Below are 12,562 nucleotides of genomic sequence, written 5' to 3'. Positions count from 1 at the left end.
CGATGGGCCCACAAGGATCGACCCCTTTGTTGGGCCCAAATGGAGCAGACGATGAACACCCTTCGCACCGCCATGCTTTTGGCCGCAATGACGGCCCTGTTCATGGGCGTCGGCTATCTGGTCGGCGGATCCGGCGGCATGATGATCGCCTTGCTGATCGCCGCCGGCACCAATTTGTTCAGCTATTGGAACGCCGACAAGATGGTGCTGTCGATGCACCGTGCGATCGAAGTCGACGAACGCAACGCGCCTGAATATTACGCCATCGTGCAGGGTCTCGCGCAACGTGCCGGCCTGCCGATGCCGAGAACCTATCTCATCGACAATCCGCAGCCCAATGCCTTCGCCACCGGCCGCAATCCGCAAAATGCCGCTGTCGCCGCCAGCACCGGCCTGCTCGAGCGGCTATCGCATGAAGAAGTCGCGGCGGTGATGGCGCACGAGCTCGCCCATGTGCAGCACCGCGATACGCTGACCATGACGATCGTCGCCACCTTTGCCGGCGCAATTTCGATGCTCGGCAATTTCGCCTTCTTTTTCGGCGGCAACCGCGACAACAACAATTCCTTCGGCATCGTCGGCGTGCTGGTGGCAATGATCGTCGCGCCTTTGGCCGCCATGATCGTGCAGATGGCGGTGAGCCGCACCCGCGAATATGAGGCCGACCGGCGCGGTGCCGAAATCTGTGGACACCCGCTGTGGCTCGCCTCGGCGCTTGACAAGATCGCGCGGGGCGCCGAACGCATCCGCAACCCGGATGCCGAGCGCAATCCGGCAACCGCCCATCTCTTCATCATCAATCCTCTTTCCGGCGAGCGTATGGACAGTTTGTTTTCCACTCACCCGAGCACAGAAAACCGCATCGCCGCGTTGCAGAGGATGGCGAGCGAAATGGCCGGCGCACCCGAAGCGGCCGCGACGCCAAGGCCGGCGCCGGAAGGGACCGGGCAGCCGTCTGGTCCGTGGGACAGGGCCGCGCGGCCCGAGAGGCCGGCTGAGCCGGCCAAGCCGAGACCCAATCCCTGGGGACGCAATCCGACCGGCCCCAAAGGTCCGTGGTCGTGAGTTCAGCGAAGCGCCGGCACGGAATTTCAGGCGATCGTGAACACAATTCGAGCGGCGAGGCCGTAGCCGGTCTCGCCGCGCGCAAGGCAGCCGCGCGGCTGCTTGCCGCCGTCATCGACGCGAGGACGCCGCTCGACGGGCTGACCGACCATGAGAACGGTCATCCACAATACAAGGCGCTCGACCTGCGCGACCGCGCTTTGGTGCGCGCCATTCTGGTCACCGCCCTGCGCTACCGCATGACCATATCAGGCCTTTTGGCCCGTCGCCTGGAAAAGCCGCTACCGCCCAACGCCACGGCGCTTTCGCACATTTTGCATGTGGCGGCAGCGCAGATCCTGTTCCTCGATGTTCCCGACAGCGCCGCCGTCGACCTCGCCGTGACACACGCCAAGTCCGATCCGCGCACGGCGCGCTTTTCCGGCCTCGTCAACGGCGTGCTGCGCACGCTGGCGCGGGCCAAGCAGGACGAGCTCGCCGCAGCACTTGCCGCTACCGACGAGGCGCCAAAATGGTTTTCCGACCGTTTGAAAACAGTCTACGGCCTCGACAAGGCCAGGCAGATACTGCTCGCCCATCGCCATGAGGCACCGGTCGATTTCTCGGTCAAGTCGGACCCGGCGCTGTGGGCCGAACGGCTCGGCGGCTTTGTCCTGCCGACCGGCACGGTGCGGGTGGAAAAGCTCAGCGCTTCCGTGACCGAACTGCCCGGCTTTGGGGAAGGCGCCTGGTGGGTTCAGGATGCAGCGGCCAGCCTGCCGGCCCGGCTGTTCGGCGACATCAATGGTTTGCGAATCGCCGACCTCTGTGCCGCGCCGGGCGGCAAGACCGCCCAGCTGATCCTCGCCGACGCCCACGTCACCGCGCTCGACATGTCCAAAACGCGGCTGGCACGGCTGACGCAGAACCTCGAACGGCTCGGTCTGGCCGCCGAGATCGTCCAGGCCGATCTGCTCAAATACGAGCCGAAGGACCTCTTCGATGCGGTCCTCCTCGACGCACCTTGCTCTTCGACCGGCACGGTGCGGCGGCATCCCGACGTCCCCTGGACGAAGACGGCGGCCGACGTCGAAAAACTGGCCAACCTGCAACGCCGGCTGCTTGCCCGCGCCGTCACCCTGGTCAAGCCTGGTGGACGCATCGTCTTTTCCAACTGTTCGCTCGATCCACTGGAAGGCGAAGAGCTCTATCGCGACTTTCTCGCCGGCAATGCGGAGATTGTCGACGACCCGCTTCGGCCGGGTGAGATCGCCGGCATCGACCCGTTTCTGACGCCGCAAGGCACGTTGCGCACCACGCCTGCCGATCTGGAGCTAGGCTCGCCGGGCCGCTCCGGGCTGGACGGCTTCTTCGCCGCCCGCATGCGCAGAGCCGGCTAAGGGCCGATCTTGAAGCGCCGTCCGGCTTCTTGGGGCGAGGAGGCATGGAAAACAGGCTGAACGGCCCCACTGCCGCGGAATTCGCCTTCGCACAAGTTCTTGAATCATATAAACTTGTGCCTGGGTGAGGACGATCAGGAGGGGTTTTGGCAATCGCTGCCGGTAACACGACGCGTCTGTGGACGCTTGTCGCGAGGGAGTTCTGGCGCAAGACGCGCCGGCGCTTGCGCGCCGGGCCACTCTATCGCTGGCGCTACTCAGGCCGCACGCCGGAGCGCGTCCTGATCGCCCCACCGGACCTGCGGCTCGCCGATCCTCAGATCGCGCTCGAGATCTATTACGGCCGCTATCCGCTTTCGGGGCATCTGGTCGAGACCGGCGGCAAATCGCCCTTCCAGATCGACGTGCCCAATCCCGGCTGGCAAAAAACGCTGCATGGCTTTCGCTGGCTGCGGCATATGCGTGCCGCCGGCACCGAGCTAGCCGCCGCCAACGCGCGGGCGTTGGTTTCCGACTGGATTGCAATCCATGGCAGCCATATTTCCGGCGTCGCCTGGGAGCCCGGCACGACGGCCAAGCGTGTCATTGCCTGGCTGCAGCATTCCTCGATCGTGTTGCAGGGCGCCGAATTTCCGTTCTACCGCGCGTTCTTGAAATCGCTCGCCGTCCAGATCCGCTATCTGCGCGCCATGGTGCGCGAGATGCCGGACGGCAAGGACCGGCTGCGCGCCCGCATTGCGCTGGCCTTTGCCGCTTTGTCGCTGCCGGCGCCGGCCTCGGCGCTACGCGGTGCTACCCGCAATCTCGCCGAGGAGCTCGACCGCCAGATCCTGCCTGACGGCGGCCATATCTCGCGCAATCCGATGGCCGTGCTTGAAATCCTCGCCGACCTTCTGCCGTTGCGCCAGACATACGCCAATCAGGCCGAGACACCGCCTGCCGCCCTGATCGGCGCCATCGACCGGATGCTGCCGGCATTGCGCTTCTTTCGCCATCAGGACGGCAGCCTCGCCCGCTTCAACGGCATGGGCGCCACCATTCACGACCGTATCGCCAGCATCCTGCATCACGACGACACCGCCGGCGCACCGTTGCTGCACGCGCCGCATTCGGGTTATGAGCGCCTGTCGATGGGCGGTGTCACTGTGATCGCCGATACCGGCCCGCCGCCCCCTGTCGACGTATCCAATGCCGCTCACGCCGGATGCCTCGCCTTCGAATTGTCGTCGGGCCGCCAGCACTATATCGTCAACGCCGGAATAGACACTTATGGCGCCGCCGAGTTCCGGCCGCTTGCCCGCGCCACCGCCGCCCACTCGACCGCCACCATCAACGACACGTCGTCGGCGCGCTTCAATCACTCCTTGCGCGTCAACGACCTGCTCGGCACGCCTTTGATCGGCGGGCCGCAGCATGTGCCTTGCAAGCGCACCGACCAGAAGGGCAGCCAGGGCTTCATCGCCCGCCATGACGGCTATGCAGCGCGCTTCGGCTTCCTGCATGAGCGCGAGCTGAAATTATCGACCGAAGGCAATGTGTTTGCCGGCAGGGACCGTTTCCTGCGCCCGGGCGGCGCTTCTATCCGCAACAATGGCCGTGACTTCGTCACGGTGCGTTTCCATGTCCATCCCGATATTAGCCTGCTCCAGGATGAGCATGACCGTCTGGTGCTGGCCGCCGACCATGCCGACACCTGGGTGTTTACCTCTACCGAAGTGGTGCCCGAGGTCGAGGAATCGATCTATTTCGCAGGGCTTGGCGGCCCGCGCCGCAGCCGCCAGATCGTGCTTGCGTTCAAGGCCTCGGAAATTTCGGAGGTCCACTGGCAATTGACGCGCACCATCATCGCCGGCCGTCCGGAAAAAGCTGAAGCCGGTGGCAACGGCAGACACTGATCAAGTCTTGCGGCTTGATTTCCGGGCCTCATATGCTACGGCCCGCGGACGCTCTCCAACCAGAACTGGAAAGGCCGCCAGCCCATGGCCGTCGCCGCCAAGAACATTCCCGCGCCCGACCTTGTACCCATCCGTCGCGCGCTCCTTTCCGTCTTTGATAAGACCGGCCTGATCGATTTCGCCAGGGCGCTGGCTTCGGCCGGCGTCGAGCTAGTCTCGACCGGCGGCACCGCAAGGGCGCTTGCCGAGGCAGGCATGGCGGTGCGCGACGTGTCCGAGCTCACCGGCTTTCCCGAGATCATGGACGGCCGCGTCAAGACGCTGCACCCGTCGGTGCATGGCGCACTGCTTGGCGTGCGCGACGATCCCGAGCACGCCGCAGCGATGCGCGACCACGGCATCGAGCCGATCGATCTCGTCGTCTCCAATCTCTATCCGTTCGAAGAGGTGCGTCGCTCCGGCGCCGACTACGCGGCGATCGTCGAGAACATCGACATCGGCGGCCCGGCGATGATCCGTGCCTCGGCCAAGAACCACGCCTATGTCGGCATCGTCACCGATCCCGATGACTATGCCTCGGTGCTCAACGCGCTGGAGATGAATTTCGGCTCGTTGTCGCTGGATTTCCGCAAGAAGCTGGCAGCCAAGGCCTTTGCCCGCACCGCCACCTACGATGCGGCGATCTCGGGATGGTTCGCCGAGGCGCTTGAGATCGAGCATCCGACATGGCGCGCCTTCGGCGGCAAGCTGCAGTCGGTGATGCGCTATGGCGAAAACCCGCATCAGGGCGCCGGCTTCTATGTCAACGGCGACAGGCGGCCGGGCGTCGCCACGGCGCGCCAGCTTCAGGGCAAGCAGCTTTCCTACAACAACATCAACGACACCGACGCTGCCTTCGAGCTGGTCGGCGAGTTCGACCCGTCGCGCTCCGCAGCAATTGCCATCATCAAGCACGCCAACCCGTGCGGCGTCGCTGAGGACGCTTCGCTGCAGGCGGCCTATGCCAAGGCGCTGGCCTGCGATCCGGTCTCGGCCTTCGGCGGCATCGTCGCCATGAACCGCATCCTCGATGCCGGAACCGCCGAAGAGATCGTCAAGACCTTTACCGAAGTGATCATCGCACCGGAGGCGTCCGAAGAAGCAGTGCGCATCATTGCCGCCAAGAAGAACCTACGCCTGCTGGTCACCGGCGGCCTGCCCGACCCGCGCGCGGCGGGCCTTGGCTTGAAATCGGTTGCTGGCGGTTTGCTGGTTCAGGGCCGCGACAACGCGGTGGTGGATGACCTCGAGCTGAAAGTGGTGACCAGGCGCGCTCCGACTCCGGCCGAATTGGCCGATCTGAAATTCGCTTTTCGCGTGGCAAAGCACGTCAAGTCGAACGCCATCGTCTATGCCAGGGATGGCGCTACAGTCGGCATCGGCGCTGGCCAGATGAGCCGGGTCGATTCCTCGCGCATCGCGGCGCGCAAGGCGCTCGACGCCGCCGAGGCTGCCGGCCTGACGGAGCCCTTGACCGGGGGCTCGGTCGTCGCCTCGGATGCCTTTTTCCCGTTCGCGGATGGGCTTTTGTCGGCAATCGAAGCCGGCGCCACAGCCGTTATCCAGCCCGGCGGCTCGATGCGCGACGACGATGTCATCGCCGCCGCCGACGCTCACGGCATTGCCATGGTCTTCACCGGAGTGAGGCATTTCCGGCATTGAACGCGTTACCCCCGCTGTGGGAGAAGGCAAGAGCAGCTCACTCCGCCGGCCGATCCGCCGGATAGGGCGTGCCGATCAGGATTGCCATGCCGGCGCCAAGGAACAGCACGATCGCCGCCATGCCGAGCCGCGCCGAGCCGCTGGCCAGGGTGATCGTGGCCACCATGAAGGGTGCGGCAAAACTGGTTGCCCGGCCGGCCAGCGCATAGATGCCGAAATAGCGGCCCGATTCGGCAGCGGAGACGCTGCGCGCCATGTAGGAGCGCGACGATGCCTGCACCGGCCCGAAAGCAAGCCCGATCAGCAGGCCGTAGAAAATGTAGGCTTTTTCCGCCGCCGTGCCGAACAATCCGCCGCCGTCCAGTCCGGGCATCACCCAGGCGCCGAACAGCGTATAGCCCGGGCCGGTCGAGACGATGCCGAGCGTAGCGATGCTTAGCATGACCAGCGAAATCATCACTATGGTCTTGGAACCCAGTGCTGTGTCGAGGCGTGCGGCAACCAGGCAGCCGACGATGGCAACGACGTTGAGGATGATGCCGAACAGGCCGATCTCGGTAATCGACCAATGGAACATTGCCGCCGCAAACGTTCCGCCCAGCGCCAGCAGTGCATTGACGCCGTCCTGATAGATCATGCGGGCGATGAGAAAGCGAAAAATGCCGCTGCGCTTGCGCACTTCGGCCAGCGTCGACTTCAGTTCCGACAGGCCTTCGCGCACCGCCGGCCCGATTGGAATGCCTTTGATCGCATCAGGCGTGAAGAAGAACATCGGCAGGATGAACAGGAAATACCAGGCCGCCGACAACGGTCCGGTGGCGCGCGCGTCCTCGCCGAGCCTGGGGTCGAGGCCGAAGATCGGGTCGAGCCCAACGACGGTCTTGCCGGTTTCAGGCGAGCCGGCCATGACGGTAACGACGAAGATCAGTGCGATCATGCCGCCGAGATAGCCGAGTCCCCAGGCCATGTTCGAGATCCTGCCGATGTCGCTCTTCGGCACCAGGCGGGGCATCATCGAATCGTTGAAGACAGTCGAGAATTCCGCCGCGACCGACGCCAGCGAGAACAACACCACGACCAGAAAAAGATTAGAGCCGGGCGCGGCGAACCACAGCAGGGTGAGGCAGGTGATCTTGACCGCGGCGAAGAAGGCTATCCACGGTTTGCGTGGTCCGGTCTGATCGGCGATCGAGCCGAGGACCGGCGACAAAACGGCAATGACGACGCCGGCGGCGGCAATGCCGTAGCCCCAGGCCGCTTGCCCGGTCTCTGGATTGCTGGCCATGCGCGAGACGAAATAAGGACCGAAGATGAAGGTGGTAACGACCGTGAAAAACGGCTGTGCCGCCCAGTCGAACAGCATCCATCCCCAGATGCCGCGTCCCGATGCCCGCTGCACTGCCATCTCAGCCATGTCCCCTCCGCTGGAGCTTGCTCCATGCCGATCGAATCGGAATGATGCTCCGTCTTGTTGTTGAGCACGATCTTGTCCAAAAGCCGATCGTCACTTTTTGGGATCATGCTCCGGCGCCCCCCAACGCAGGGCGCCGTTCGCTCAATAGCGCAGTTCTTCCCGGCAATCCCGCGCAATATGGAAGACGTCTCACAGCCCTGTCAGATCGCTCATCAGGCCGGACGCCACCGACAGCCGCGACACGGTGATGTCGCCGCCCTCGGTCAGAGCCTGCAGCCGCTCGCGGATGCGTCCGACCCGTTCGCCGCCGGCCTCCAACCATGCCGACACCGGATCCGCCGCCTCGGCATGGCCGGTCAGCGCCGCCACCGCGATGCCGCGCCTGGCCGCGCCGATCGTGTCGGTAGCGCGGGAAAGCGCCAGTTGATCGTAATAATCCGAGGGCGTGATCGAGCGCGCCGCATCTTCGACGCGCGGTATGCGGAAGACATCGCTGACTGCAAAAAACGCCTTGGCGGCAGCGACGATGCCGGCATTTGCCGTCCGCGCCGTCAGCGCAATGTCGGGGATGAGTTCCGCCACATCGGTCAACGCCAGTTGCTCGGCCAGGCTCTCGGGCGCGCCGCCCTTCGACAGGCTGTGCCGCCGCTCCTCGATCCGCTCGCGCGAGAAGGCCGGCAACAGCGCAACGAGCTTCGGCTCCAGCACCTTGCGCGCATCCTGCAACTCGGTGATCCGCTGCCCGAGTGGTGCGGTGCCGGCATCGTTCTTCAGGTACCAGCCGCTGGTCACATAGATCAGCCGGCTGACCGCCTGATAGAGGTCGAGCTGGATCTGTCCGTCGATCCGGTTGTCGAGCGCGTCGATCTGGCGATAGAGCGCCGGCAGCGCAAAGCCATCCCGCACCACGGCGAAGGTGCGCACGACATCGGCGGCACTGCGCCCGGTCGCTTCCTGCAGCCTGTTGACGAAGGACGGGCCGCCGCGATTGACCAGGTCATTGGCGACGGCACGGGCGATGATCTCGCGGCGCAGGCGATGGCCGTGGATTTCCGCCGCATATTTCTTTGCCATGCGGTCGGGAAAGTAACCCATCAGGTCGCGGTCGAAATGCGGATCGTCCGGCACGTCGCTGGCGACGATATCGGAAAACAGCACGATCTTGGCATAGGCAAGCAGCACGCCGAGCTCGGCCCGGGTGAGCGGCTCGCCGCGCGCTTCGCGCTCGGCAAGAGCCGCCGGCGACGGCAGCGTCTCGACGGCACGGTCGAGCAGCCCGCGCGCCTCGAGCGCCTCCATGAAGCGGCTCTGATGGGCAATGTCGGCAAGGCCGCGCTTGCGAGCAAGGGACAGCGCCAGCGTCTGCTGGTAATTGTTGGACAGCACCAGGGCGCTGACCTCGTCGGTCATTTCGGCCAGCAATTTGTTGCGCGACGGCCGCGTCAGCGATCCTTTCCGCATGGCGGAAGCCAGCGCGATCTTGATGTTGACCTCGACGTCTGAGCAGTTCACGCCGCCCGAATTGTCGATCGCATCTGAGTTGCAGCGGCCGCCAGTCAATCCGAATTCGATGCGCGCCCGCTGTGTGACGCCGAGATTGGCGCCTTCACCGATGACCTTGGCACGCAGGTCGAGTGCGGTGATGCGGATCGCGTCATTGGCACGGTCGCCGACGTCCTGGTTGGTCTCGCCCGATGCCCTGACATAGGTGCCGATGCCGCCGAACCACAAAAGATCTGCCGGCGCCTTGAGGATGGCACTCATGATCTCGACCGGCGTGGCCGTTGTCTTGCCGAGGCCGATAGCTGCAGCCGCGGCGGCCGGCAAGGTGATCGACTTCTGGCTGCGCGAGACGATGATGCCGCCTTCGGACAGCTTCGTCTTGTCGTAATCCTGCCAGCTTGAGCGAGCGAGAGCGAACATACGCCGGCGCTCGGCCATCGAAGCGGCCATGTCGGGATCGGGATCGATGAAGATGTCGCGATGATCGAAGGCGGCGATCAGCCGGGTCTGCTCCGACAGCAGCATGCCGTTGCCGAACACGTCGCCCGACATGTCGCCAACGCCGACGACGGTGAACGGCGTGGTTTGGATGTCGCGGTTCATCTCGCGGAAATGCCGCTTGACCGCTTCCCAGGCGCCCTTGGCGGTGATGCCCATCTTCTTGTGGTCGTAGCCGGCCGAACCGCCGCTGGCGAAAGCGTCGTCGAGCCAGAAGCCGTGCCTTTCGCTGATGGCGTTGGCGATGTCCGAGAAGGTCGCCGTGCCCTTGTCCGCGGCGACGACGAAATACGGATCATCCTGATCGCGCCGCACGACGCCGGCTGGCGGGATGACGCCATCCAGCCCGATATTGTCGGTGATCGACAACAGGCTGGAAACGTAATTCTTGTAGGCGGCCGTGCCGGCCTCGAAAATTGCGTCGCGCCCGGCGCTCATCGGCAGCTTTTTCGGGTAGAAGCCGCCCTTGGCGCCAACCGGCACGATCACCGCATTCTTGACCTGCTGTGCCTTGACCAGGCCGAGCACCTCGGTGCGATAGTCCTGCGCACGGTCCGACCAGCGCAGGCCGCCGCGCGCGACCGGGCCGAAGCGCAGATGCACACCCTCGACCTCGGAGCCGTAGACGAAGATCTCCCGCCATGGCCGCGGCGCCGGCAGCCCGTCGACCGATTGCGAATCGAGCTTGATCGCCAGCGATTGGCCTTTCTGTTTCGTATCGGCAACGAAATGATTGGTGCGCAGCGAGGCTTCGATCAGGTTCAGATAACGGCGGATGATGGTGTCGTCGTCAATGTTGGGAACGTCTTCCAGCGCATCCGTGATCTTGGCTTTCAGATGTTTGGCCTGAGCGACGCCTTCCGTCTCGGCCGTCGCGCCGAGGCGGGCGACAAACAGCGCATGCAGGTCGCGGGCGATCTCGGGATAACGGTTGAGCGCGGCGGCGATGAAATCCTGGCTCTGCGGGATGCCGGCCTGCTGCAGATAGCGGCCATAGGCGCGCAGGACGGTGATCTCGCCCGACCACAGGCCGGCGGTCTGGGCAAGGCCGTTATAGCCGTCATTGTCGACATCACCGCGCCAGACGGAAAGGAACGCATCCTCGAACAGCGCGCCGCCATTGCCGAGGTCGATCGGCCTGCCGTAGCTGTTCTCGAGTTCCATGTCGTGGATGAAGACCATGCCGGGCTGATCACTATTGATCATGCCGGATTGATTGTCGCCGACCTCGAAAGTGCGCTCGCTGATGACGCGGAAACCGATGTTTTCCAGCACGGGCACGCGCCGCGACAGCGCCACCGGGCTGCCATGGTGATAGATCTTCAGCGCCGCCTGATGCGGCTTCTGGTCGGCGTGACGGTAATAGTCGATGGCGATCGGATTTGACGCATCGAGCTTGGCGATGCGCCCGGCATCGGCCAGCGCCACGCCCGGCCGAAAACTGTCGCGATAGCTTTCCGAAAAACGCGAGGCGATGGCCGTGAGTCTCGCATCGGCGCCGGTCTCGGTCGCGGTCTCGCGCAGGGCATCGTCCCAAGTCCGTACGATGTCGCGGATCGCCGCCTCGATCGTTGCCTGCTCGACCTTCGGCGTCTTGCCGCCGGAGCGGCCGATGATGAAATGGACGCGCGCCAGCCCGCCTTCCGGGAAGGCCGGGTAATAGGCGGACAGCCGGCCTTCGAAGACGGTCTTCAGATAGGTGCCGATCTTCTCGCGCACGACGCTGTCGTAGCGGTCGCGCGGCACGAAGACGAGCACGGAGACGAAGCGGTCGAACTGGTCGACACGCACCAATGCCCTGACGCGCGGCCGCTCGATCAAGCCCAGTATGGCTTCGGCATGCTTGCGCAGGATCGGCACCGGAACCTGGAACAGCTCGTCGCGTGGATAGCTCTCCAGCACGTTGATCAATGCCTTGCCGGAATGGTCGCTTGGATTGAAGCCGGATTTGGCGATGACGGTTTCCGCCTTCGAGCGCAGATAGGGGATTTTCATCACCGAGCGCGTATAGGCAGTCGAGGTGAACAGGCCGACGATACGGAGCTCGCCTGAAAGCACGCCTTTGCCGGTGTAGGTCTTGACGCCGATGTAGTCGAGGTAGATGCGGCGGTGCACCGACGACTTGGCGTTGGCCTTGGTGACGATCAGCGGTTCCGGCCCATGCAGGAAGGCGCGGATTTCCGGCGTCGTGCTCACCGCTTCGGTGCCGCGTCTGAGCACCAGCACGTCGGGATCGGAAAGGATGCCGAGGCCGGGCTTTTCGGCGCGCTCGAGCATGCCGCTCGTCTCGCCGCCGGTATAGTTGAATTCGCGCATGCCGAGAAAGGTGAAGTTGTCGTCGCGCAGCCATTCGAGGAAGGCGATCGCCTCGGTGACATGGGCCTTGTCGAGCGGCACTGGCGAGTAGCGGAATTCCGAGATCGCCTGGTCGAGGCGGGCAAGCATCGGCTTCCAGTCGGTGACGGCGGCTCGCACCTGGCCGAGCAGTTTCGTCAGGCGTGCGGCCAGGCCTTCGGCCTGCTCGGCCGAAAGGCGGCCGATATGGACATGGATGACGCTCAGTCGGTCATGGCTGTGGTCGCCCTTGGCATAACCGCCATCGCCGAGGATTTCCTCGACGCCGTTCTTGCCGTGCCTGACGACTATGACTGGATGGGTAACCAGCAGCGGCTCGCCGGCGCTTTCTGTAATCTCGCCGAGGACGGAATCGAACAGGAACGGCATGTTGTCGTTGACGACAGTGATCACCGTCATCGGCCGGCCCTGGCGGACGACACCGGAATCGACGTCTATGGCAACGACGCAGTCGTCCTTCTTGTGCCTGGCCACTGCGCGGCCGGCGAGTTCGGCAGCGCGTTCGAGATCGATGACGTCGTAGGCGGCGACATCTTCGGCCGGAGCTCGGGCCAGCAGGTAGTCGGCAAGCCTGCCGGGCTTTTCACCACCCGCGGCTTCACCCCTCGTCAGGCCGGCTTTTTTCAACCGGCTCGCTGACTTTACGCTGGCCATGAGTCCCTCCCGTCACATGTTTTTGCGGGTATGCTAACAGATGACGGGTATTTGGCGACAAAGGTTTGACGGCTTGCGACGAAATGTCGGAATTCACC

General features: G+C 64.5%; 6 protein-coding genes. 4 read left to right on the top strand and 2 right to left on the bottom strand.

Going from position 1 to position 12,562, the window contains the following annotated elements:
• The first annotated feature begins 51 nt into the window (after positions 1-51).
• The 4 genes from htpX (at position 52) to purH (ending at position 6,040) form a co-directional block, all read left to right on the top strand.
• The gene (gene htpX / locus NKJ81_RS15350) at positions 52-1,065 is read left to right on the top strand and encodes a zinc metalloprotease HtpX (RefSeq protein ID WP_352540910.1); all 1,014 of its coding nucleotides are present in this window, start codon (positions 52-54) and stop codon (positions 1,063-1,065) included.
• Positions 1,056-2,444, top strand: coding sequence for an RsmB/NOP family class I SAM-dependent RNA methyltransferase (locus NKJ81_RS15345; protein ID WP_352540909.1), 1,389 nt, complete (start codon positions 1,056-1,058; stop codon positions 2,442-2,444). The genes htpX and NKJ81_RS15345 overlap by 10 nt, the downstream gene beginning before the upstream one ends.
• Positions 2,445-2,590: 146 nt before the next feature.
• Positions 2,591-4,339 carry a heparinase II/III family protein gene (locus NKJ81_RS15340; protein ID WP_352540908.1) on the top strand — a complete coding sequence of 583 codons (1,749 nt, stop codon included), beginning with the start codon at positions 2,591-2,593 and terminating at the stop codon, positions 4,337-4,339.
• An 84-nt stretch (positions 4,340-4,423) separates the two neighbouring features.
• On the top strand, positions 4,424-6,040 hold the full coding sequence (gene purH, locus NKJ81_RS15335) for a bifunctional phosphoribosylaminoimidazolecarboxamide formyltransferase/IMP cyclohydrolase (protein ID WP_352540907.1): 1,617 nt from the start codon (positions 4,424-4,426) through the stop codon (positions 6,038-6,040).
• A 37-nt stretch (positions 6,041-6,077) separates the two neighbouring features.
• Here the strand turns inward: purH and NKJ81_RS15330 are convergent, their stop codons facing one another.
• Positions 6,078-7,454 carry an MFS transporter gene (locus NKJ81_RS15330; protein WP_352540906.1) on the bottom strand — a complete coding sequence of 459 codons (1,377 nt, stop codon included), beginning with the start codon at positions 7,452-7,454 and terminating at the stop codon, positions 6,078-6,080.
• Positions 7,455-7,643: 189 nt separating this feature from the next.
• On the bottom strand, positions 7,644-12,464 hold the full coding sequence (locus NKJ81_RS15325) for an NAD-glutamate dehydrogenase (protein ID WP_352540905.1): 4,821 nt from the start codon (positions 12,462-12,464) through the stop codon (positions 7,644-7,646).
• Between the last annotated feature and the right edge of the window lie 98 nt (positions 12,465-12,562).

The organism is Mesorhizobium sp. M0018 (assembly GCF_040323955.1).
In the GTDB taxonomy this organism is placed as follows: Bacteria; Pseudomonadota; Alphaproteobacteria; order Rhizobiales; family Rhizobiaceae; genus Mesorhizobium.
The sequence above is the reverse complement of the archived record's forward strand: the minus strand, read 5'-3'. Positions and strand labels throughout refer to the sequence as shown.

Excerpts from the sequence above, each read along its gene's own strand:
- htpX (WP_352540910.1), top strand. The coding sequence starts at position 52 with ATGAACACCCTTCGCACCGCCATGCTTTTGGCCGCAATGACGGCCCTG.
- purH (WP_352540907.1), top strand. The coding sequence starts at position 4,424 with ATGGCCGTCGCCGCCAAGAACATTCCCGCGCCCGACCTTGTACCCATC.
- NKJ81_RS15330 (WP_352540906.1), bottom strand. The coding sequence starts at position 7,454 with ATGGCTGAGATGGCAGTGCAGCGGGCATCGGGACGCGGCATCTGGGGA.
- NKJ81_RS15325 (WP_352540905.1), bottom strand. The coding sequence starts at position 12,464 with ATGGCCAGCGTAAAGTCAGCGAGCCGGTTGAAAAAAGCCGGCCTGACG.